This is a genomic window from Campylobacterota bacterium (assembly GCA_040752835.1).
Classification (GTDB): Bacteria; Campylobacterota; Campylobacteria; order Campylobacterales; family Sulfurimonadaceae; genus Sulfuricurvum.
The window spans coordinates 270,741-294,729 of the sequence record JBFMGG010000007.1; the positions used below are offsets into that span (position 1 = coordinate 270,741).

At 56.1% G+C, this 23,989-nt stretch carries 19 protein-coding genes; 8 read left to right on the forward strand and 11 right to left on the reverse strand.

The window, feature by feature from the left end:
- The first annotated feature begins 1 nt into the window (after position 1).
- The 6 genes from AB1763_07390 to AB1763_07415 all read left to right on the forward strand — a co-directional run bounded on the left by AB1763_07390 (position 2) and on the right by AB1763_07415 (position 8,260).
- Positions 2-889 (forward strand): efflux RND transporter periplasmic adaptor subunit, encoded by an 888-nt coding sequence (locus tag AB1763_07390; protein MEW5832641.1) that lies wholly within the window; start codon positions 2-4, stop codon positions 887-889.
- A 105-nt stretch (positions 890-994) separates the two neighbouring features.
- Entirely contained in the window at positions 995-1,291 is a 297-nt protein-coding gene (locus tag AB1763_07395; GenBank protein ID MEW5832642.1) for a hypothetical protein, read from the forward strand.
- Between the two features lie 60 nt (positions 1,292-1,351).
- A complete protein-coding gene (dnaE, locus tag AB1763_07400) occupies positions 1,352-4,945 on the forward strand; it encodes a DNA polymerase III subunit alpha (protein MEW5832643.1) in 3,594 nt (1,197 codons plus the stop codon).
- A gap of 82 nt (positions 4,946-5,027) precedes the next feature.
- Positions 5,028-6,005: a hypothetical protein gene (locus AB1763_07405; GenBank protein ID MEW5832644.1), complete on the forward strand. Its 978-nt coding sequence runs from the start codon at positions 5,028-5,030 to the stop codon at positions 6,003-6,005.
- Positions 6,006-6,031: 26 nt separating this feature from the next.
- Positions 6,032-7,270: a M18 family aminopeptidase gene (locus tag AB1763_07410; GenBank protein ID MEW5832645.1), complete on the forward strand. Its 1,239-nt coding sequence runs from the start codon at positions 6,032-6,034 to the stop codon at positions 7,268-7,270.
- A gap of 3 nt (positions 7,271-7,273) precedes the next feature.
- Positions 7,274-8,260: a HAMP domain-containing sensor histidine kinase gene (locus tag AB1763_07415; protein ID MEW5832646.1), complete on the forward strand. Its 987-nt coding sequence runs from the start codon at positions 7,274-7,276 to the stop codon at positions 8,258-8,260.
- On the opposite strand, the gene AB1763_07420 is transcribed toward AB1763_07415, so the two are convergent.
- From AB1763_07420 to murJ, 11 genes are all read right to left on the reverse strand, one after another.
- On the reverse strand, positions 8,252-10,468 hold the full coding sequence (locus AB1763_07420) for an EAL domain-containing protein (protein MEW5832647.1): 2,217 nt from the start codon (positions 10,466-10,468) through the stop codon (positions 8,252-8,254). The genes AB1763_07415 and AB1763_07420 overlap by 9 nt on opposite strands.
- Positions 10,469-10,556: 88 nt before the next feature.
- Positions 10,557-11,231, reverse strand: coding sequence for a YggS family pyridoxal phosphate-dependent enzyme (locus AB1763_07425; GenBank protein MEW5832648.1), 675 nt, complete (start codon positions 11,229-11,231; stop codon positions 10,557-10,559).
- Positions 11,228-12,280, reverse strand: coding sequence for an RIP metalloprotease RseP (gene rseP, locus AB1763_07430; protein MEW5832649.1), 1,053 nt, complete (start codon positions 12,278-12,280; stop codon positions 11,228-11,230). Before rseP ends, AB1763_07425 begins: the two co-directional genes overlap by 4 nt.
- A gap of 3 nt (positions 12,281-12,283) precedes the next feature.
- A complete protein-coding gene (gene pgsA / locus AB1763_07435; protein MEW5832650.1) occupies positions 12,284-12,832 on the reverse strand; it encodes a CDP-diacylglycerol--glycerol-3-phosphate 3-phosphatidyltransferase in 549 nt (182 codons plus the stop codon).
- Positions 12,829-13,602 (reverse strand): enoyl-ACP reductase, encoded by a 774-nt coding sequence (locus AB1763_07440; GenBank protein MEW5832651.1) that lies wholly within the window; start codon positions 13,600-13,602, stop codon positions 12,829-12,831. Before AB1763_07440 ends, pgsA begins: the two co-directional genes overlap by 4 nt.
- A gap of 1 nt (position 13,603) precedes the next feature.
- The gene (gene dapA, locus AB1763_07445) at positions 13,604-14,497 is read right to left on the reverse strand and encodes a 4-hydroxy-tetrahydrodipicolinate synthase (protein MEW5832652.1); all 894 of its coding nucleotides are present in this window, start codon (positions 14,495-14,497) and stop codon (positions 13,604-13,606) included.
- Complete coding sequence (locus AB1763_07450; GenBank protein MEW5832653.1) at positions 14,494-15,753, reverse strand: pitrilysin family protein; 1,260 nt, start codon at positions 15,751-15,753, stop codon at positions 14,494-14,496. The genes dapA and AB1763_07450 overlap by 4 nt, the downstream gene beginning before the upstream one ends.
- A gap of 38 nt (positions 15,754-15,791) precedes the next feature.
- Complete coding sequence (locus AB1763_07455) at positions 15,792-16,850, reverse strand: quinone-dependent dihydroorotate dehydrogenase (GenBank protein ID MEW5832654.1); 1,059 nt, start codon at positions 16,848-16,850, stop codon at positions 15,792-15,794.
- Positions 16,851-16,908: 58 nt separating this feature from the next.
- A complete protein-coding gene (locus AB1763_07460) occupies positions 16,909-18,624 on the reverse strand; it encodes an ABC transporter transmembrane domain-containing protein (protein MEW5832655.1) in 1,716 nt (571 codons plus the stop codon).
- Positions 18,621-20,018, reverse strand: coding sequence for a cysteine--tRNA ligase (cysS, locus tag AB1763_07465; GenBank protein MEW5832656.1), 1,398 nt, complete (start codon positions 20,016-20,018; stop codon positions 18,621-18,623). Before cysS ends, AB1763_07460 begins: the two co-directional genes overlap by 4 nt.
- Positions 20,019-20,033: 15 nt before the next feature.
- The gene (murJ, locus tag AB1763_07470; GenBank protein ID MEW5832657.1) at positions 20,034-21,437 is read right to left on the reverse strand and encodes a murein biosynthesis integral membrane protein MurJ; all 1,404 of its coding nucleotides are present in this window, start codon (positions 21,435-21,437) and stop codon (positions 20,034-20,036) included.
- 85 nt (positions 21,438-21,522) lie between these two features.
- Between murJ and AB1763_07475 the strand changes: the two genes are divergently transcribed.
- Positions 21,523-23,421, forward strand: coding sequence for a flagellar assembly protein A (locus AB1763_07475; GenBank protein ID MEW5832658.1), 1,899 nt, complete (start codon positions 21,523-21,525; stop codon positions 23,419-23,421).
- Positions 23,418-23,981, forward strand: coding sequence for a Holliday junction branch migration protein RuvA (gene ruvA, locus AB1763_07480; GenBank protein MEW5832659.1), 564 nt, complete (start codon positions 23,418-23,420; stop codon positions 23,979-23,981). The genes AB1763_07475 and ruvA overlap by 4 nt, the downstream gene beginning before the upstream one ends.
- Positions 23,982-23,989: the final 8 nt, after the last annotated feature.

A 23,989-nucleotide genomic window follows, 5' to 3' on the forward strand; every position in this document is an offset into this window, starting at 1 on the left:
TATGAATAAAAATACAAGGTTGAGCAAATTTTTCCGTTTCGCGATCACGTTTGCGGTCGTGTCGCTGGCCCTTTTTCTGGGGCTGATGCTGTGGGAGTCCTACATGAATTCTCCCTGGACGCGCGATGGAAGGGTGCGAGCCGACGTGACGATGGTTGCCCCCGACGTCAGCGGGCTGGTGAGCCGCGTCGCGGTGCGCGACAACCAGCACGTCAAAGCAGGGGAGGTGCTCTTCGAGATCGACTCCGAGCGGTTCCGCCATGCCCTCAGCGAAGCACAGGCGACGCTGGCGGCGAAAAAAGCGGTGATGGCGATGAAAACGCATCAGGCCTCCCGCCGCGCGGCGGCGGGGGACGAGGTGGTCTCGCGCGAAAGCGCCGAGGATGCGGCGTACGAGGCGGCCATCGCCCGTGCCGACGTCGAGGAGGCGCACGCCCGTGTCGAGTCGGCACGCCTCGATCTGGAGCGCTCCTATGTCCGCGCTCCGAGCGAGGGGTGGGTGTCGAATCTCCTGCTGCGCCGGGGGGACTACGTCAGGGCCGGGGAAAACCGCCTAAGCCTCATCAACAGCGGCACCTTTTGGGTGTACGGCTACTTCGAGGAGCACAAGCTCTCGAAAATCCGCGTCGGTGACGAGGCGGTGATGAACCCGCTGGGGACGAACGTCTTCCTTCGCGGACATGTCGAGAGCATCGCGCGGGGGATCACCGACCGTGACAACGCCACCGGAGAGCGGCTGCTGGCGAACGTCAACCCCACCTTTACGTGGGTACGGCTGGCGCAGCGGATTCCGGTGCGGATCGCCATCGATCACGTTCCCGCAGGGTTCACCCTCGCTGCGGGGATGACCTGCTCGGTCCGCGTCAATCCTGACCAAGGAGCGCGATGAACGAGGGGAACCAGAGGCGAGGGCCATCGGTATGCCTTGAAAACCGGGAAGGGTTGAGTGGTGCGGGGCAGTCCCGTTCGCATGATGAGAAAAGGAGATAAAACCATGAAACAATCATTTGTACCGTTCGTTTTGGCCGTGATGGCCGTATCGTGTTTCGCCGACGGCTTGGGAGAAGGGATAACGGCGCTGGAATACCACGATTACGTCACGGCGGCAGAGGCGTTTGAGCGCTCCTGCACGGGGGGAAACGCGCAAGGGTGTCTGCAGCTGGGAATGCTGGTTGAAAAAGGGATGGGTGTGGCCCAGAACCCCTACAGGGCTTCGAGCCTCTACGCCCGGGCGTGCCGCGGGGGAGAAGCGCAGGGGTGCAGCCGTATGGGAGTAAATGTCACCCCTTAAATAAGTTCTTAATAGCCGTTCGTCTATAATCCTTTTAGATTTGACTGGAAGGTTTTTTTGATGAGCATCCCACCCTTTACCCACCTGCACCTGCATACCGAGTACTCTTTGCTGGATGGTGCGAATAAAATTTCGGCGCTGGCGAGTCGGGTGAAGGAACTGGGGATGAACGCCGTCGCGATGACCGACCACGGCAACATGTTCGGCGCGATCGATTTTTACCACCAAATGCGCGGCGCGGGGCTAAAGCCGATCATCGGGATGGAAGCCTACATCCACAACAGCGACGACCTCTCCGACAAAAGCGTTAAACAGCGTTTCCACCTCTGCCTCTTCGCCAAAAACGAGACGGGCTACAAAAACCTGATGTACCTCTCCTCGAAAGCCTACATCGACGGATTCTACTATTTTCCCCGGATCAACAAGCAGCTTCTGCGAGAACATTCCGAAGGGCTCATCTGCACCTCGGCGTGCCTGCAGGGGGAAGTGAACTGGCATCTCAACACCAACAGCGAACGGAACGTCAAAAACGGGGCAGGGGGGTACGAGGAGGCCAAACGGGTCGCGCTGGAGTACCGTGAGATTTTCGGTGACGATTTCTACATGGAGATCATGCGCCACGGGATCAGCGACCAGCTCTTCATCGACGAGCCGGTGATCCGCCTCTCGCGGGAGACGGGGATCAAACTCGTCGCGACCAACGACACCCACTATACCTTCCCCGACGATGCCCAGTATCACGAGGCGTTCATGTGTATCGGGATGAATAAACTTTACGATGATCCAAACCGTCTGCGCCACTCGGTCCACGAGTTCTACATCAAATCCCCCGAACAGATGGCCATGCTTTTTGCCGACATCCCCGAAGCGCTGTACCACACCCAGGAGATCGTCGACAAATGCCAGCTGGAACTTAAACTCGGAAACCCGACCCCGCCGAACTTCAAATTTACCCGCGAGTACGCCGAGGCGGAGGGGCTCAACATCGACAACGAGCCCGACGATGAGAGCGTCGAGCCGAAAAAACGGCGCTCCGCCGCCGACAAGAACGACGCGGAGTACTTCATCCATTGCTGCCGTCTGGGTCTGGAACAACGGCTCAAGCACGTCCCCACCGAACGTCATCAGGAGTACCGCGACCGTCTCGAATTCGAAATGGACGTCATCAACCAGATGAAATTTCCCGGCTACATGCTCATCGTCTGGGACTTTGTCCGCGAAGCCAAAAAGATGGGGATCGCGGTCGGACCCGGACGGGGATCGGCGGCGGGGAGCCTTGTGGCGTACGCGCTGGAAATCACCGACATCGACCCGATGAAATACGACCTCCTCTTCGAGCGTTTTCTCAACCCCGAGCGGGTATCGATGCCCGATATCGATATGGACTTCATGCAGGCGCGCCGGGGGGAGATCATCGACTACGTCGTTCGCAAATACGGGCGCGAACAGGTGGCGCAGATCATCACGTTCGGTTCGCTCCTGGCCAAAGGGGTGATCCGCGACGTTGCCCGCGTCCTGGATATGCCTCTCTCGCAGGCCGACATGATGGCCAAACTGATCCCCGAGGAGCTGGGGATCACCCTGAATGGCAAGACCAAAGGGGGAGAATTCAAACCCGGAGCGTTCCAGAAAGAGCCAAAGATCAAGGAGCTCATCGAAAGCGATACTCAGGCGGCGCGCGTCTGGGAGTTTTCGAAAAAGCTCGAAGGATTGAAGCGTAACGCCGGGATGCACGCCGCGGGGGTCGTCATCTCCAACGAACCGCTCTGGAAGAAAACCCCCATCTACAAACCCTCTGGCGAGGAGACGTTTGTCACCCAGTATTCGCTCAACTTTCTCGAAGACGTCGACCTGATCAAGTTCGACTTTCTCGGACTCAAAACGCTTGACGTCATCGACAACGCGATCAAACTGATCCAAAACCGCTACGGCAGAGCGATCAACTGGCACGAGATCGACGAAAACGACCCCAAGGTCTACGAGACGATCCAGAGCGGGGAGACGATCGGGATGTTCCAGATCGAGTCCAGCGGTATGCAGGACCTTAACAAACGGCTCAAGCCAAGCTCCTTCGAGGACCTGATCGCGGTACTGGCGCTGTATCGTCCCGGACCGATGGAATCGGGGATGCTCGATGACTTCATCGAGCGGAAGCACGGGCGCCAGGCGATCACCTACACTTTCCCCGCGATGGAGCCGATCCTCAAACCCACCTACGGGGTCATCGTCTACCAGGAGCAGGTTATGCAGATCGTTCAGACGATCGGGGGCTTTTCACTCGGCGGCGCGGACATCGTGCGTCGTGCGATGGGGAAAAAGAAGATCGAGGAGATGCAAAAGTACAACAAGGAGTTTAGCGAGGGGGCGGCCAAGCAGGGACTCGACTACCAAAAGGCTTCCGAGCTCTTCGACCTGATCGAAAAATTCGCCGGGTACGGGTTCAACAAATCGCACTCCGCGGCGTATGCGATGGTCACGTTCCAGACGGCGTGGCTCAAGACCTACTATCCGCAGGAGTTCATGGCCGCACTCCTCACCTCGGAGAAAGACAACACCGACAAGGTCGTCAAATACATTGACGAAGCCAAGCGGATGAAAATCTCCCTCGGCGCCCCCGACATCAACGACTCGCAGCTGGAATTCTCGGCGATCACCAAAGACGGGGCGGATCAGATACTCTTCGGTCTGGGGGCGATCAAGGGGGTCGGCGAAGCGGCCGTCGAATCGATCCTTGAAGCGAGAGCTGAGGGGGAGTTCAAAGACATCAAGGACTTCATCAACCGGATCGAACCTCAGAAGGTCAACAAGAAGGTGATCGAGTGTATCATCAAGGCCGGGGGGCTCGATCGCTTCGGCTACTCCCGCCGCGCGCTGCTCGAGCAGGTCGAGATCCTCGTCGAGACGGCCAAAAAAGGGTCGTCGCTGAAAAAAGAGTCGCAGTTCAGCCTCTTCGGGGATGACGAGGAGGTCACCACCGTCGATCTGGAACTCAAAAACTACGATGAATACGACCTCAAAGGGATCCTCGATTTCGAAAAAGAGACGCTCGGGTTCTACGTCTCTGGGCATCCGCTCGACAACTACCGCGAGCAGATCGACGCGATCAACTACACCCTCTCCAGCGAGATCGAAAACATCGCCGACGGCTCCAGCGCGATCTTCATCGGCAAGGTCGAGGAGATCACCAAAAAGATGTCGAAAAAAGGGTCACAGTTCGGCCTGGTGAACCTGATGGATTTCCACGGCAACATCGAGATGATGCTTTTCTCCGACAAACTCGAACAGCTCGAGGCGATGGACCTGGACGAGCCGATTGCGTTCAAGGTCAAGGTGACCCATACCGAGATGTTCACCCGCATCAGCGTCACCAAGATCATGACCCTGTCCGAAGCGAAAAAAGAGGCGAAAAAGGTCGAGACCAAGATTGTCGAAAACCTCCCGCCCCCCGAGCCGCTGAACCTGCGCATCCGCCTCAGCGACGATCTGGAGAGCCTCCAGAAACTCTACACCCTCGTCCGCCGTCACCCCGGCCGCCGTCCGATTAAACTCACGATCGTCTCCAAACTTATCGACGTTGTCATCGATTCGGCGATACGGGCCGATGAGAAGGTCATGGAAGAATTGAGCGCGTTGGAAGATGTCGATATCGTATAGATGTACGTGGATTGTTCCGAATGGAAGTGCCCGATAGGAATGTATTTTGCTTGTCACGGTCATTACGCACCGGAGGTGAACCGTGAAAGTCGAAAGCAGTTCCATCGCGATGGAGTCCAAACACGAATCAAAGCGCGAAGTCCAAAGCAGTTTCGAAGCGCTGCTGGAATCGGATGCCCCTTCGGCAGAAGCGGTACAACGTGTCAAAAGCGAGCAGGAACTGATCGAACAGTTCCATTTTACGCTTCTGCTTCGTCTGCTCGACCTGTTGCAGGGCCGTACCTGCAAACGGGAACGGTTTTGCGCGGACGAAACGAGCGAAGCGTTCGATCTCGCCCCTTTCCGAAACGTTAGGGAACGGCTCACCTACACCGAAACGACGAGCCTTTCCGAAAAGCTCGAAGTATCGATGAAAGGATGCGTCAAAACCGATCGCGGCGAGATCGCGCTGGACCTGAATCTTTCGCTCTCCCATTCCTTCGTCCAGACCCGTCAGATCACCAAAGAAGACTTTATCGATCCCCTCGTCATCCACGTCGGCGGGGAATTCCCCGCGCTCTCGAGCTCAACGTTTCGTTTCGATATCGACAGCGACGGAATCGAGGATGAAATCGCGCGACTGGGAGAGGGGAGCTTTTTTCTGGCACTTGACCGTGACGGAAGCGGCCGGATCGAAGACGGCAGCGAACTTTTCGGCACGAAAAGCGGCAACGGCTTTGCCGATCTGGCACAGTATGATCTGGACAACAACTGCTGGATCGACGATGCCGATCCGATCATGAAGCAACTGCGGCTATGGATGGTCGACGAAAACGGCGAACGGTTGATGGGGATCGCCGAAACCGGTGTGGGTGCCATTTACCTCGGGCAGGTATACTCTCCGTTCGTGATGCGTGATGAAGAGGATCAGCCGCTGGGACGGATAAAATCGAGCAGCCTTGCCCTGAACGAAAACGGCAGTATCGGCACCGTGGCGCAGCTGGACCTGTGCAAACGCGCCTCGAGCGTCCAGAGCGAGAAACCCGCCGAACCCCTCGCGCAGGCGCTGATGGCGGTCTGAACCCAAAATATTTTCCAGGATACCGGATGAGAGAATTCAACGAAGAACTTTTAAGCTTTATCGACGCTTCCCCGACGCCGTTTCATGCGGTCGAATGGATGGCAAAAACACTGGAGTGTCGCGGATTTCACCGCCTTGAAGAAGATGAGGAGTGGACGCTCATCGAAGGGCAGGACTACTACGTTACCCGCAACGACTCGTCGATTATCGCCTTTACCTATCCTCCCTGTGCCGAAAAAGGGTACATGATCGTGGGAGCGCATACCGACTCTCCCCATCTGCGTCTCAAACCCAATCCCCTTACCGAGTCGGCGGGCGTCAAACAACTGGGGGTCGAACCTTACGGGGGGATTCTGCTCAACCCGTGGTTCGATCGCGACCTCGGGATTGCCGGACGGATCGTTTACCTGGAGGGGGAAGTACGCAAAGAGGCCCTGATCAACATTTCCCGCCCCGTTGCCATGATCCCCTCGCTGGCGATCCATCTCGACAAAGAGGCCAACTCGAACCGTTCGATCAACGCCCAAACCGATATCGTTCCGGTCATCGCGACCGGGGAGGTTGATTTTGAAACCTTCATCCTCTCCCAGATTGCTGAAAATACGGCACATCTGAGCCTTTTGGCCCATGAATTGAGCTTGTACGACCTCCAAAGAGGATCGTTCGTCGGCGTCAATGACGATTTTATCGCTTCCGCGAGGCTGGATAACCTGATGAGCTGTTTTGTGGGGCTTCACGCGTTACTCGATTCGACCTATCCGATGATGCTGGTGTGCATGGATCACGAAGAGGTCGGGAGCGAAACCCATGTCGGTGCGGCGGGGACGTTTGCCGAAGAGGTGTTGCGCCGGATCGGCGGAGAACAATATCCTCTCCTGATGCGTCGCAGCCTGATGATCTCGTGCGACAACGCCCATGCCCAGCACCCCAATTTCTCCGCCAAACACGAGAGCGAACACGCACCGCGCCTGAATGGCGGGGTCGTGGTCAAGATCAATTCGAACCAGCGTTATGCGACCAATTCCCGGACGCAGGGGCGCTTCGTTCAATGCGCACGGGCGCTGCACGTTCCCCTTCAGACGTTCGTCACCCGCAGCGACCTGGGGTGCGGATCGACGATCGGGCCGATCAGCTCGGCCCGTCTGGGAGTCGAGACGATCGACGTGGGAATCCCCCAGCTGGGGATGCACTCGATCCGCGAGCTGGCGGGAACGCGGGACGCTTACGGGCTTTACCGCGTTCTTATGCAGCTGGGAGATTTTTAGGAGATGGCGGAGATCATTTCGGCCGACGAACTCAAGGCGCTGATCGACCAGACCTACCGCGTCGAAGAGGAATATGTCGCGTTGCGCCGCTCGTATGAGCATCTTCAGAGTACAATCGAACAGGTGATCGAGTTTTTGCCCAACGCGATCTGGATCGTCGACCCCGACGGACGGATTTTTCTCCAAAATTCGCAGGCCAATGCACTCGAAGACCTTTTCGGCATTCTCCGTCTGGATGAAGAGGATTATGAGATCACGTTTCATGAACGCTCCTACCTGATCAAATCGGCGCTCCATAACGACAAGCGGCTGCTGAGTGCGACCGACATCACCGAACAAAAACGGAAAGAAAACCTCGCGACGATGGGACAGATGGCGGCGCATCTCTCGCACGAGATACGCAACCCTATCGGCTCGATCGCGCTGCTCACCTCGACGCTGCTCAAACGGGTCAAGGAGGAGAACCGTCCCATCGTCGAGGAGATCCAAAAATCGCTCTACCGTATCGAGCGGATCATCAAGGCGACGTTGATGTTTTCCAAAGGGGTCAGCGCGCAAAAAACCCCTTTACGGTGGCTTCAGATCCGCGAATCGCTCGAAAACGCCATCGGCTATTACAGCTACGGCAAAAAGATCACGTTTTCCTTCCCGCACGACGATTTCGAGTTACAAGGAGACCTGGATCTGCTGGTGATGCTGTTTAGCAATTTCGTCTTCAACGCGATCGACGCGATCGAGCTGAACGAGGAAGAAGAGGGGAACGTTGAAATTATCCACTCCGAAGAGGGGGCGTTTCACCTCTTCGAGATATACGACAGCGGGATTCCGATCGAAAACAAAAAATGGCTGTTCGAAGCGTTCCGCAGCACCAAGCTCAAAGGAAACGGCCTGGGGCTTGTCCTCTCGAAAAATATCGCCGAATCGCACGGCGGTGAGATCGCTTTGTGCGAGGGGGAACGCAAAGGATTCCGGATCAGCCTCTTACGCTAGGGGGTGGGGAGGGGCGATGTAATAGCCCTGGAGATAATCGACGCCCAGTTCCCGGCATTTGTCGTAGACCGTTTCGTTGTGGACGAATTCGGCGACGGTTTTGAACCCGAGATGTTTGGAAAACTCCGCAACCGCGTGGAGGATTGTCTGGGCATTGGGGTCGGTGTCGACGTTGCGGATCAGGCTGCCGTCGATTTTGAGAATGTCGACATCGAGTTTGATGATGTGGGCGAAATTCGAATACCCCGTTCCGAAATCGTCGATCGCGATTTTGCATCCGAACCGCTTGGCCTCGGTGATGAAAGCCGAAACTTCCTGGTAATTCTCGATCCCCTCGCTCTCGAGCAGTTCGAAAATCAGCCGATCCGAATGGATCGAATAGCTCAGTTTTTTCATCAGGTATTCGCGTGTATGCGGATCGATGATGTCGTCGACGGAGAGATTAATCGCATAATTGTACGACGTCGTTTCGAGCATTTTGAAGACTTCGTCGATGACGAAGCGCGAAATGAGAGGGTAAAGACGCGATTTTTTGGCGGCCGAGAGGAAATAGGCCGGCGAGATGACCGAGCCGTCGTGATCGATCATCCGGATCAGCGCTTCGTACTCGATGACGTTCCCCCCCTTATAATCGACGACGGGCTGGAAGTGGAGGGTAAAGCGGCGGTCTTCGATCGCTTCTTTGACTTTTTTGTTCCACAGGATGTTTTGCTCGTACTCTTTTTTGATCTGCATCGTCTCGTCGTAGAGGAGGTAGCTGAGGTGCCGTTTTTTGGCCGATTTGAGTGCCATGTCGGCATTGACCAGCAGCGCCACCCGGTTGGTATTGCGGGTACTTTCGGCAATATCCATGCCGACGGTGAGGGATATGTAGATCGTTGCGCCGTCGAGATCGTAGTTTTTCTCTTCGAGGCGGTCGACAATCGTACTGCGCGCCTGTTCGAGCTTCGCGCGGCTAAGCGGTTCGGTCACTACCAGTGCAAATTCGTCCGAGGGCATTTTGTAGAGTTTCATCGGAAAATGGCGGATGACGTCGACGATCGAATCGGCCAGACGCAGAAGCGTTTTGTCCCCCATCGCGTGACCGTAAAAATCGTTGATCTCCTTGAAGTTGTCGATATTGAGGAGCATCAGGGCGTAAAAACGGTGATCGTAGATGTCGCGCAGGAGGGCCTGACGGTTCGGCAGCGAGGTGAGGTGATCGACGTAGAGCTGCTGTTCGAGCTGATGGTTGAGCGCTTTGGTGATTTCAGCGTCGCGGTTGATCCGTCGGATCAGGGCTGAAAACCCGTAGTGCAGGGCAATCCCCATGCCGATCAGCAGCAATGCGCTGGCAATGAGGAGATTGCGGAACTCTTCGCGGTAATACTGGACGTCTTGGGTGATGTCGAAGGCGCACGTCATCATCGCGATGGTTTCGTTTTCGTAATTTTTCAGCGGGCGCGAAGCGATGACGTAATCGGCATCGTTGATGTGGTACTGGTCGCTTTTGGTGAAGGTAAAATGCTCGGGGAGGTGCTCGAAGAGAGGATCGTTCGACGAGACCAGCGAATAGCCGCGGTAGTCGATTGCGTCCGAATCGGGGAGGACCTGCTTGAGCCGCGCGGTATCGAAAACGATGGCGCTTTTGACACCGGAATTGACATCGAGCCGCTTCTGCACCCGGTTGATTTTTGCGACGGTCTGGACGATACCGATAAAGCGTTCGTCTTTGAATACGGGGATGATGGCCACGACGGCAACGTCGTAGATCGTGACATCCAGCGACATGATCGGTTTTTTGGATTCGATGGCACGGGCGAGGATGGGACGTTTGTGGACGATGTTGTCGCCGTATTTTTTTGGGTCCTGAACCCGTAAAAAGTGGATTCCGTCGGCGCCGATAAAACCGGTCAGATCGGCGTCCCCGTGTTTTTTCGCTTCCTGAAAATAAGGGAGACTGTAACGGTAGAGGGCTTCCCGGTCGCGTCCGGCGAAGGCGTCGACGACGTTGCGGTCGGCGGCGAGTTTGTAGGCGAGGGTATTGAGCCCGGCATACGTATCGGCCATGGCCAGATCAAACGAATTTTTGAGAAGCTGACGGTGGGCGAGGGTTTTTTCTTCGAGGACATCTTGTTTGTCCTGCACGATGGCAACGGTAAACATGGCGATGATGACGAGAACCAGACCCATCGCGATCAACATTGCCCTGGTTCTTATTCTGTCCATCCGTGACCCTTACTCGTTTTGGCGTTTGCCCTAAGCAGATGATTATAGCACAACCCTTCCCGATTGCGGGAGAGAGGATAAAAAAATGTTATCGGGGGAAGAGAATTGATCCCAATCGAACCATGTTGGAACCGCATTCTATCGCGAGTTCGAAGTCGCCGCTCATCCCCATCGAACAGACCGATGCGCCGCTGAGACGGTCAAAAAGGGAACGGGTCGTTTCAAAGCTTTTACGGACCAGGGCGGGATCGTCGACGTGCGCCCCGATCGTCATGATCCCCTGGAGTTTCAAACGGGGGCATTCCTGGGCAATCTGGGCGTACCGTTCCGGGAACTCTTCGGGAGCAAAGCCCGATTTGCTCTCTTCGCGCGCCGAATTGACCTGTACCAGCGCCCGCATCGTTTTCCCTTCCCGTTCAAGCCGTTCGTCGAGGGCACGGGCCAGTTCGAGCGAATCGATCGAATGGATCAGGTAGGGATTCAGGGAAAGGAGATGGTTGATTTTGTTTTTCTGCAACGTGCCGATGAAATGCCACTCGATCGGCAGGTCATCGAGCGCTTCGGCTTTGACAAGCAGGTCCTGCACGCGGTTTTCGCCGAATGCCCTCTGCCCGATCGCGTAAAGGTCGCGAATGGCGTTTGCGTCGACGTATTTGCTCGCGGCGACGATTTTGACGATGTGGTGATCGTTGACCCGCAGGCGGGCTTTTTCGATCCGCTCGATGATCCGGTCGAAATGAAGTTTGTATTCCAGAGAGGTCATTGCATCATCCTTGTAATGTCGTTATAGAGCCCCAGCCCCATCAGCCCCAGCAATAAGACCCATCCCCCGAGGGTGAGGCGGTAAACGGCCTCTTCGCTCGGGGCTTTACGGAGAACCATTTCGTAGAGATTGAACATGATGTGCCCCCCGTCAAGCGCCGGGATCGGGAGGAGATTGAGCACCCCCAGGTTGACCGAAATGAGTGCGGCGAAAAAGCACAGGCTCATCCATCCGTACGCCGTCGCGTCGGCCGTGATCGAAACGATGCTGACCACCCCTCCGATCTCCTGCGCGGGGACGACACCGGTGATGAGTTTTTGGACGCTCTGGAAAATCAGCAGCGATGCGGCATAGGTCTCTTGGGTGGCGTAAGCGAGCGATTCGACAGCGGAAAGCCGCAGCGTATGCACTTCGCCGGAGGGGGCTATTCCTACCATCGGCTGGCGGATCGTCTCTTTGAAAAGGTTTTTGCTCTCCGCGATACGGGGGGTGACGCTGAGGAAATAGACCGAATTTCCCCGTTCGACCTGAAGGCTCAGCGGGGCGGAAGAAGCTTTGATGATGTCGGAAAGTTCGTTCCACGTCGCGATCGGATCGCCGTTGATCGCAAGAATGCGGTCCCCCTGCCGGATGCCCGCCGTTTGGGCGGGAGAGTCGGCGACGACTTTGCCGACGACCGGGGAGAGTGCTTGCGGCCCTCCCAGAGCGATCGCATAATAAAACGCCCAGGCTAGGGCGAAATTGGCCAACGGACCGGCGAGGAGGATCACGATCCGCTGCCAGGGTTTTTTGGTATTGTAACTGTCGTCGTCGCTACTCAGTGCCGTGGGATCGGTATCGTCCTGGCCTTTCATCTTGACGTATCCGCCCAGCGGGATCGCCGAGAGTTGCCAACGGGTCCCCAGCCACGTGAACGAAGCGACTTTTTTCCCGAATCCGATGCTGAATACCTCGACGTAGACGCCGAAATAGCGCGCCGCGACGTAGTGGCCCAGTTCGTGGAAAAAAATGAGGGCCGAAAGGACGAGTAGGGCGACGATCCACGACATGGATTACATTTTCCCTTTGTAGGCTTTGGCGAAACCGACGAGGTATTCAATCCCGGAATAGACGGTGAGGGCGACCGCTATCCAGAGGAGAACGTCGGCAAAAGGCCAGTGCATCAGCAAAAAGCCGATGGCGATCATCTGCGCTACGGTTTTGACTTTCCCGGCTAAGGAGGCGCTCACGTCGATTCCCTCGGAGAGAGAAAGGGTACGCAGCCCCGTGATGAAAAGTTCGCGGACGATGATGATGTAGATTGCCCACGCCGATGCGGCACCGCTCATCATGAGTCCCAGAAAAGCGGCAAGGGTGAGCATCTTGTCGGCGAGGGGATCGAGGATCTGCCCCGTAATCGTGATCTGATCGAGTTCACGTGCGATGTAGCCGTCGAAAAAATCGGTAGCGCTGGCGATGACGAACAGCAGCGCCGCGGCGTAATAGCTCCAGCTGACATGCCAGCCCGCGTCGGTAAACACCTGTGGGTTGAGGATGATCCAGAACATCACCGGAGCGATGAGGAGGCGGATGAACGCCAGAATGTTGGGGAGATTGATCACTGGAAAGTGGTCCCGCCGTCAACGACGATGGTCTGTCCGGTTACCCACGAAGCGCCCGGTCCGCAGAGGAAGAGACACGCTCCGGTGAGGTCTTCGGGTTCGCCCATGCGCGAAAGCGGCGAACGGGCGACCACTTCGGCCTTCACCTCTTCGTAGTTGGGGAAAGCGCGCAACGCGTCGGTGTCGATCGGACCGCCGCTGACGGCGTTGACGCGTATCCCTTTTTCGCCCAGTTCGGCGGCCGCGTAGCGCACCATCGCCTCAACGGCGGCTTTATTGGTTCCGTGTCCGGCGTAGTTGGGGGTGTAGACCAGGTTTCCGGTCGAGCTCATCGAGATGATCGAGCCGCCGCCCGTTTTTTCCATCCGTTTGGCCGCTTCCTGCGCTCCGACAACGAAGGCGTTGACGGTCGCGGTATAGATGTTGTTGAGCCCTTTGGGTTTGAGACGCATGAACGGCCCGAAGCCTCCGACGACGGCGCGGCCGGAGATGATCGCGTTGGAGATGAAAAAGTCGAGACGCTCAAAATCGGCGTCGAATTGTTCAAAAACCTGTTTGTACTCATCGGGTTCGAGGATGTTGAGGGCGTAGCCGCGGCATTTGACGCCGTAGGTTTTTTCGACGTCGTCGGCGATCTCCTGGGCGATTGAGCCGTTCGAATTGTAGGTGAACGCTACGTTGCATCCTTCCTTTGCGAAAGCATAGACGATCGCTTTACCGATACCGCGGGTTCCGCCGCTGATGAGTAGGGTTTTTCCTTGGAATGACAAATTAGGCTCCTTTAATGGTGTAGTTTTTCATCACCTCTTCGAGGCGTTTGAGGTTCTCTTTACTCGGTGCGACGAGGGGGAGACGGTATTCGAGCGTATCGATCAGCCCCGCGACGTACATCGCCGCCTTGATCATGATCGGATTGGATTCCAAAAAGAGGGCTTTATTGATCGGATAAAGGGCGTCATTGAGGGTTTTGGCCCCCGCAAGATCACCCGAGAGGGCTTTGGAAACGAGTTGCGCTTTCAGGTCGGGCAGCAGGTTGGAGGTGACCGACGTGATCCCGGCTCCGCCGCACGAAAGGATGGCGTAATCGATCGCATCGTCCCCGCTGAAAACTTTCAGATCGGGGCGGCGGGAGAGGAGCTCGATGCTCCGTTCGATGCTCCCCGTCGCCTCTTTGATCCCGTAGATGTTGGGGACGTCGTCGAACAGCCGGATTACGGTGTCGGCGCTGATATCGACCACGGTGCGTCCGGGAACATTGTAGAGCATCATGGGCAGATCGCTGACCGCTTCGGCGATGGTTTTGTAGTGTTGGTAGAGCCCTTCCTGCGAAGGTTTGACGTAATAGGGGGCAACGGAGAAGAAAGCGTCTACACCGCACTCGCGTGCCATTTTTGCCGCTTCGACGGCTTCGGCGGTCGAGTTGCTCCCCGCCCCGGCGAGCACTTTCGCACCGGTTCCCCGGCACACTTCGACGGCGATCTCCATGCAGCGGCGGTCTTCGTCGTAAGAGAGCATCGCGCTCTCTCCCGTCGTTCCGACCGGGCAGACGGCGTCGATCCCGTTATCGATTTGTCTCCGGATCAGCTCGGCGTATTTCTGTTCGTCGAGTTTCCCGTTTTTGAACGGGGTGATCAGTGCGGTGGTGCTTCCGGTTACGATGTTCATTTCTGCCCTTTTCTCAAAATAAGTGTGGTCGATTTTTCAGGTATAAGATAGGTTTTGGCGACCGACTGGATGTCGGAAGGCCGGAGCGATTCGATCGTCGCTTCGTAGCGCTCCAGCGGGGAAAGATCGCCCCGTGCGAGGTAGCTTCCGAAGAGATCGGCGACCGACGTCGAACTCTCCAGCGAATAGATGAAGTCGGCTTTGGTGTTGATTTTGATCTTGTCGAGTTCGGCTTTGGCGACGGGCTCGTTCTGGAGTTTTCGGATGATCTCCCAGATCTCTTTTTCGACGCTCTCGGCTTTGACGCCGTTGTTGCAGACGGCGAGGAAAAGAAAAACGCCCGGATCGATCGTTTCCATGTTGTAGGCGTAGATCTGGTTGACCAGCCGTTTTTCGTCGACGAGGATACGGTTGAGACGCGAGCTTTTCCCCGAACTCAACAGTTCGCTTAAGGCAGAAAGCTTGGGTTGGTCGGCATGGCGGAAATCGGGGATCGGAAAGGAGAGGGCGAGCATTTCGACTTCGCTCTCTTTGTGCACTTCGACGCGGCGGGCCCCGTCCTGGGCAGGTTCGACCGTTTTGACCGACGGGACGGTGCGGGCATTGGTGATCGAACCGAAATGTTTCTCGGCTTCCGCAAAGACTCTGGCGGGTTCGATGTCGCCGGTGACGACGAGGATGGCGTTGGCAGGCTGATAATAGGTTTCGTGGAAGCTTCGGATGTCCTCAAGCGTCCACGTCTGGATGTCGTTCATAAAGCCGATCGGCGTCCAGTGGTAGGGGTGGTATACGTACGCGGTGTTGAACAGCCGGAAATAGAGGTACCCCATGGGGTTGTTGTCGGTGCGCCAGCGCCGCTCTTCGGCGACGACGTTCCGCTCGGGCTGGAACTCGTCGTCTTTGAGGTTGAGGTTTTGCATCAGTTCGGCAAACAGTGAGAGCGATTTGGGGAGGTTCTCGGAGCTTGACTTGATGTAATAATGGGTGAAATCGAATCCGGTCGAAGCGTTGTTGAGTCCCCCGATGCTTTTGACCTCTTCGTCGAACTCCCCCGCTTTGAGGTTTTTCGTCGATTTGAAGTTCATGTGCTCAAGCATGTGGGCGATCCCGGTTTTGCCCATCACTTCGTTACGGCTTCCCACCTTGTAGAAAATATCGGTTGAAATGACGTTGGTGCCGTTTTCCATGGGGATTGCGACGACCTGCAGTCCGTTGGGAAGCGTCCGCGTTTCGTAGCGGGGAAGGGATGATGCCATTAGGGTTCCTATCGTGAAAAGTGTGGCGACGAGAAATCTCATCGCCGGTCCGCACCGATCGCTTCGGCGATCGAGGTGTAGCCGTCGGATGCGATCAGATCGATCAGGCCGCTGTTGATCTCTTCGACCACTTCGGGTCCTTTGAAAACGAGGGCGCTGTAGAGCTGTACGAGCGATGCCCCGGCACGGATACGGCGGTACGCCTCCTCGGGGGTGCTGATGCCGCCGACGCTGATCAGGGTCGTTTTGCCGAAGAGCTCGCGCGCGATCGCGTCGAAAATGTAAAAACTGCGCTCGCGCAGCACTTCACCGCTGAGTCCGCCGATCTCTTCGGGTTCGCTGACGAGGGAATAATCGATCGTCGTATTGGTCGCGATAATCCCGTCCGCTCCGCTCTCCACGGCATGGGCACACAGCGCCACCGCCTGATCTTCGCTCATGTCCGGAGCGATTTTGAGGAGAATCGGTTTGGACGTCAGTGCTTTGGCTTCGGCGAAGAGGCGGGTGATGAACTCTTCGTTCTGGAGGTCGCGAAGACCCGGAGTGTTGGGCGAGGAGATATTGATGACCATGTAATCGGCATACGGATGGAGCGCCTTGATCAGGGTCGTATAGTCGCGCAGGGCATTCTCTTCGGGAGTGATTTTGTTTTTGCCGATATTGACCCCGATGGGGGTGCTGAAAGGGTAGATGTTCTTGAGACGGTGGCTGATGCGGAAGAGGCCGTCGTTGTTGAATCCCATCGCGTTTTGAAGCGATTCTTCTTCGATGTGGCGCCACAGCCGCGGGCGGGGGTTCCCCTCCTGGGGTTTGGGGGTAAGGGTTCCGATTTCGGTGAAACCGAATCCCATCGCCTGAACGCCGTGGAACATCGTCGCGTTTTTGTCGAATCCCGCGGCAAGTCCGACGGGATTGAGAAACGTACGGCCGAAAAGTTCCTGTTTCAAAGAGGGGTGGGTGATGAAATGTTTGGCGGTCCATCCGTTGAAAAGAGGGGGACAGAAGCTGGCGCCGCGGAGGACGACGGCCGCAAGCGTGTGGGCGCTTTCGGGTTGAAGTTTAAAAAGCCAGGGTTTTAAAGATTCGTAATCAAACATACCGTCTCCGCCGAGTTAAAGTTATCGGGATTATACACAAACTCGTGTTAACCCGTGTTTATTCTTCCATTTTTCCCGCAAGCCGGCGGTAGTTTTCCGAACTTTTCAGAAGCTCTTCGTGGGTACCGCGGGCAATGATCCGCCCCTCTTCAAAATAGAGGATCGCATCGGCGTCTTCGACGGTGCTCAGACGGTGGGCGATCGTGATGGTGATTTTGTCTTTCGTATAGCTCTCGAGCGCTTTTTGGATCCGCTTTTCGCTTTCGTTGTCGAGGGCGCTCGTCGCTTCGTCGAGGATCAGCAAAGAGGCGTGTTTGTAGATCGCCCGCGCGATCGCGATTCGCTGGCGCTGGCCGCCCGAGAGGTTGGATCCGAATTCCATCATCATCGTGTGGATCCCTTGCGGGAGCGATTCGGCAAATTCGAGGGCGTCGGCCATGCTGAGAGCCTCTTTCACCCGTGCTTCGTCGATTTCGCTGCCGTAGGCGACGTTGGCGGCCAGGGTGTCCTGGAAAATATAGACCCTCTGCGACACCGACGCGATCTGCGAACGCAGCGAATGCTGTGTGTACTCGCATAGGTTCCGGCCGTTGACGTAGAGGGCCCCTTCGTTCGGGTCGTAAAAGCGCAGGAGCAGGTTGACAAGCGAACTTTTTCCCCCGCCGCTTTGTCCCACAAGGGCAATGTTCTGCCCCGCGCGGATGTCGAGGTTCAACCCCCTCAAAGCCGTCTTTTCCCCGAAACGCAGCGTTACGTTCTCAAAACGGATATCGCGGATCGGTTCGTTCAGCCGGGTATCTCCGTCTTGGATCGCGTTTTCGAGGTCGAAAACCGCAAACACCCGCTCGCTTGCCGCCTGAGCGTCCTGGATGCGGCTGTAGATCGCGCTGACCCGGCGAAGCGGCTGGAATACGAGCCCTACCGCCGTGAGGAAGGCGGTAAATTCCCCGACGCTCATCGCTCCCGAATAGACCTGCTGACCCCCTACGAAGATGACGCATGCCAGACCGGTCGCGGCGATCATCTCCATCAGCGGGGAGACGAGTTCGCCGGTATAGACCGCTTTCATGTTCAGTTTGAAAAAACGGTCGTTTTCGTCGCGGAAACGCCCCATCTCGTACTCTTCGGTCGCGTTGGCCTTGATAATCTCGCTGTTGTTGAACACTTCGGTCAACCGGGTGATGACGTCGGCGTTTTTCTCCTGCGAACGGTGGGAGAGACGTTTGAGCCGCTTTGTGATTTTCAGCAACGGGACGATGATGAGGGGCATGACGAACAGCGCCCAGAAGGCCAGGGTCGCGTTGAGATAGACGACATAGACGACGAGCGCGACGACGGTGAGACTTTCGCGGATCAGTTCGGGCATCATCGTCGAAACGAAGTACTGGATTCGCGAGATGTCGTTGGTAATCCGCGAGATCAGTTCCCCGCTGCGGTTGGTGTAGAGAAACTGCATGTCCATCCGCACCATTTTGTCCAGAAGGTCTTCGCGGAGGCGTGAAACGATGTGTAGCCCGATGTGGGTATTGTAGACCGACTGCAGGTAGCGGCCGATCGATTTGATGACGTAGATCCCGACCAGCAGGGCGGGGATGAAATAGAGCATGTATGGCTCTTTTTTGATGAACATGTTGTCCATCAGCGGCTGCATAATGTGTGCCGTCCCCGCCGTCGCCGTGACGGTGAGCAAAATACCGATGAGGACCATCGTATACTGGAATTTGTACCCTTTGATGTAGGGCCAGTACCGTTTGTAGATTTCGTTGAACTTCACCCCTGCATCTCCCAGAAGGTTCCCGAAGCGGTATCCATAATCATTACCCCCATCGCGGTCAGCTCGTCGCGGATTGCGTCGGAAACAGCGAAATCTTTCGCTTTTTTCGCTTCGCTTCGCTGCCCGATCAGTGCGTCGATTTTCGCTTTGGTCGCTTCATCGAGACCGAACTGGAAGTATTCGAACGGATTTTGAGCCCCGAATCCCATCACCTCTTCGATTACCGCGAGCGAACCCAGAAGGTTTTGCCGGTAGGCTTTGTCTTTGGGATCGGCATCGAGTTTTTCGTTTGCCGCGGCGATCAGTTCGTCGATGAGGGCGTAGGCTTTGGAAACGTTCAGATCGTCCCCCAGCGCTTCGAGAAGGGCGGTTTTGAATTCGGGGTTCGATGCCGCGCCGCTGATACCGAAGAGGCGCTTTTTGAGGCGGTAAAGGCGGTCAAGCCGCTTTTTGGAAGCGATGAGGTCCTCTTCGTTGAAGTTGAAATCGCCGCGGTAGTGGGTACTGAGGAGGTAAAAACGGATCACTTCGCCGTTATAGGCTCTCAGCGCGTCTTTGAGGAAAAAGCTGTTTCCGAGGCTTTTGGACATTTTTTCCCCGCCGATCGTTACGAATCCGTTGTGCATCCAGTAGCGGGCCAGTTCGCGGTTGGTCGCGCAGCGCGTCTGCGCGGCTTCGTTTTCATGGTGGGGGAAGAGCAGATCCGCACCGCCGCCGTGGATGTCGATCGCATAGGGGGTCCCCTCGCGGGCGAGGTAGGATTCGATCATCGCCGAACATTCCAGATGCCATCCCGGGCGTCCGGGTCCGAAGGGGGAATCGAACGCGATTCCGCCGTCGGTCACCGCTTTCCAGAGGGCGAAATCGGCTTCGTGGCGTTTTTCGCTCACTTTTTCGACGCGGCTCACGTTTTCGCTGCTTTGGCGGTTGGAGAGGGAGAGGTAGCCCCGATCGCTTCGGGTGTCGAAATAGATGTCGCCGTTGCCGATCCGGTAGGCGTGGCCGGTGTCGAGCAGTTTTTGGATCATCGCGCACATCGCGCCGATCGATTCGGTCGCTTTGGGTTCCAGCGTAGGAGCCTTCACCCCGATTGCGGCCATGTCGCGGTGATACGCCCGGGTATACCGCTCGGCGATTTCGGCGGTGGAAAGCCCCGATTCGAGTGCTTTATTGATGATTTTGTCGTCGATGTCGGTGATGTTGCGCGCAAAGGTCACGTCGTACCCCTCTGCTTCGAGGACGCGGCGCAGCAGGTCGAAGACGAGGGCGCTTTTCGCATGTCCCAGGTGGGCGTCGTCGTAGACGGTGGGGCCGCAGACGTAGAGGGATACTTTTCCCTCCTGCTGGGGTTGGAACGGAAGTTTTGTTTTCTGAACGCTGTCGTAGATAGTCATGAAAATCCTGTCGTTTTATCGGATCAAGTGTATCAAAAAGTCGTTTAAGGCGTAGAATGCCACCCCGAAAGCGGCCGTTCCCACAAGGAAATAGAGGCTGTACCGGCTTTTGAGGAGATCGAAAAAGATCACCCAGCCCACTTCGCGGATGGTGAGGAGCATTTGTGCCGCCCCGCCGATGCTTCCGGCCAGCGCGAGTCCCGCCGCACCCATCGACTGCATCAGGATGACCGAGAATATGACGTTGATCACCAGCGAGATGACGGCGATTTTGGCGGCCATCAGATGCTTGTGCATGGCGTAGAGGTACATCGAAAAGAGTTTGGCCAGCCCGAAGGGGATCAGCCCCACCATGTACATCATCAGGACGTCGGCGGTGTTGCGGGTGTCTTCGATGTCGAACGCCCCCCGTTCGAACAACAGCCAGATGATCGGTTCGGCGAGCAGCATTCCCCCCAGCACCGAGAGTCCCAGCAGGGCACTGAGCAGCCAGAACGATTTGTGGAGATTCTCATAGGCGAGGGGGTGGTTGTCGTTCTTGATCGCCTTGGCGATTTTGGGGAAAAGGGCCGTTGTGATCGCCAGCGCAATGATTGCAAAGGGGAGCTGGAATATCCGGTTGGCGTAAAACAGGTACGATACCGACCCCGCGGCGAGGAACGACGCGAGACTCGTGTCGATGAACGACGCGATTTGGGCGGTGGAATTCCCCACTACCGAGGGGAAAAAGAGGGAACTGAACTTTTTCTCCTCGGCTTTGACGTCTTTGGTCCGGCGGTATTTCCATCCCCCGACCAGAATTTTCATCAGCCCCTGTTTGCGTATCGCGTAGAGGTGGGTCGCCACCTGCAACAGCCCTCCCGCGAGGATCGAGAAACTCAGGGCGTAGACGATCGTGGCGGGGTCGGAATTGGTAAAGAGGATCAGGGCGACGATCATCGCGATGTTAAGCCAGACGGTCGAAAAGGCGGTCGTGAAAAAATGCTCCTTATGCTGGAGAAGGGCTCCCAGAAAGGTGACGATGAAGATGAGGTCGAGATACCAGAAATTGATCGCGGTCAGCGGCGCCGTCTGGGCGATCAGCTCTTTCCCCCAGTCCCATGCGAGAAGTTTGGTAAAAAATCCGGGAAAGAGGGTGACGAGAAACGACAACGCGACGATGAAGGCCATGAACCGGATGAAAATCGCCACCGCAAAGACGCTTTTCTGGTTCGAGGCGATGTAGGAGGGCATAAAACTCTGCGTGAAAGAGCCCTCCGCGAAGATGCGGCGGAAGAGATTGGGGAATTTGAACGCCATCAAAAAGACGTCGCTCCAGACGCTGGCCCCCAGCGCAGAGGTCATCATGATGTCGCGCACGAGCCCGGTCACGCGGGAAATAAGGATGCCGAACGAATTGGAAAAAATCGATTTGAACATCGGGTTGCGGAGCGCCTTTTTTAACTTTTACAAAATTTTAACCGATATGTGATTAAAATAGGGCCACATTAGAAAAGGCGGTGCAATGGCATTGTTCAGCAAAGAGGGGGGCGAGCAGCCTTCCGAGACACAGCTCAAGCCGATTATCGTGCGGACGTCGAACGTCGCCAAGGAACTTCTCCAGACGGCCGCAAACGCCCAATGTCCCGTACAGACGCTCGATTTCAACCTCCTCGAAACCCAGACGTTCAGCCGCAAGGACGCCAAGGAACACGAGGGGTGGACCGAGATGAGCGACGATGAGGTGCGCGACATCGCCGAAGAACTTTTTCTCGATCCGGGGTTCGAACTCAAACAGGTCCATGAGATCGAGATTTTCCAGTCCGCCGAAAAAGGGCCTCTGGAGTCGATCGATATGACGATCGGCGGGAATCCGACACTGTGCAAAGTTTACCTGACGATCAAACCCGGAAGCGTCGCCCGGTATTACGACGGATTCCGCCAGGATTTCCTGCAGGCGGTACGGAAAAAAATGTTGCGGGCCCATCTGATGATTAACGTTTTTGATTCGATGATGGCCGAAAATCTCAAAGAACTGATGGCCAGAATCCGGGTACAGGGGACGTATACTTTCGACAAAGCCGAACGGTATCTGATCGCGCAGGCGTACGAGCCCGTTCCGACGATCAACGACGCCCTCGTCCTCCACTACGAAGCCAAACGGAAAAACCAGGATGAACACGGGCGGATCGATTACGCCAAACGCGGATACGTCATCAGTGCCGTGGCCGATGAACTGCTGATCGAGTACATCAAACCAAAAATCGGCGAGAACGGCCGGAATTGCCGGGGTGAGTTCCTCACCCCACCCGAGCCGACGGTCAAAAACGAGCCGACGTTTACGGTCGGCGAACACATTGCGGTCGTCGATACCCCCAACAGCATCGAATACCGTGCGATAACAGGCGGATACGTCACGTTCGAAGGGGGGATGTACGACATCAAGACCGAAGTCGAAGTGACCGAAATCAGCTTTAAAACGACCGGTTCGATCAATACCGAACTCGACGCCGACGTCTCTCTCAGCGTGAAAGAGAAAGACTCGCTCAAGGATGCGATCGGGCAGGGGATGGAGGTAACGGTCAACGTCATCCACATCGACGGAAGCGTCGGTGCCAACGCCAAAGTCACCGCCAACAAGGCCGACGTGGAAGGGCAGGTGCACCAAAGCGCGGTGATCCGTGCCGAAGAGTTGAACATCAACATCCACAAAGGGACCGCTTATGGCAAAACGGTCCGTATCACCCGCCTCGAACACGGTACGGTTGAAGCCGACGAAGTCTTCATCACGCAGGCGATCGGCGGAAAAATCAAAGCCAAAGAGATCACGATCGAAATGCTCGGTTCCCATGTAAAAATGACCGCTTCGCGTAAAATCGAGGTCAAAAAACTCGTCGGCGGAGAGAACCAGTTCGTCATCGATCCGCTCATCAACGAATCGGTCGAAAACCTCTCGGAACGTTACGAGAAGATGGAGCAGGTCAAACGCTCCATTCAGGAAGTAAAAAAAGAGCTGGCGGGGTATGAGCAGGTGTGGCAGGAAAACGCCGCATCGATGGAGGACCTCAAGCGCAAGCTGGCCCATTACCGCAGCAATGGGGTGAAGCTCCCGACGGCGTTTGTCCAGAAATACCAGGAGTTCGTCCATTTCAAAGAGAAAATCGATGCGTTGCGCGAAGAGCTCACGACCAAAGAGGACCAGTACGACTGGCTGGCGCAAAAACACATCGCGCTTCAAAACGAGATTTTTGACGCCCGGATCATCAATCACGACGGGTGGCACAACCACAACGAGATTATTTTCAAACTCATCAATCCGCAGATGAACGTCAACTACGTCCCGCACGACGAAGACGACGAGAACGTCCTGGGACTTTACCAGGATGCGGACGGAGAATTCAGTATTAAGGTGATGCCCGAATGATTGTCGGATTGGAAGGAATTATTGAACACAAGGAGCCCTCGCTGGTACACTTGAACGTCAACAGCGTGATTTACGAGATTTTTATATCGCTTCATACGTTCAGCTCGATCAACCATGACCGGGCACGGCTGCACATCAGCCACATCATCCGCGAAGATGCCCAGCAACTGTACGGATTTGCCCAAAAAAGCGAAAAAATCCTTTTTGAGGGGATGCTCAAAATCAACGGAATCGGTCCGAAAGCTTCCCTTGCAATCTGTTCGACCTTTACGCCGGAGCAGTTTGCGGGTATTATTTCATCCAAAGATATCAACGCGCTCAAAAAAGTTCCCGGTATCGGTCCCAAAAGTGCGGGACGGATTATGGTGGAACTGGCCGGTTTCGACGCCGTGCTGCTGGGCAACACAACGACGGGGAATACCGCGGTGAGCGAGGCGACGATGGCACTGGAGTCTTTGGGCTTCAAAAAAGAACAGATCGCCAAAGCACTGAGCGGATCGGTTGCGAACGATACCGCGACGCTGGTCAAAGAGGCGTTGAAACAGCTTCAAAAACTTTAACACTAAAG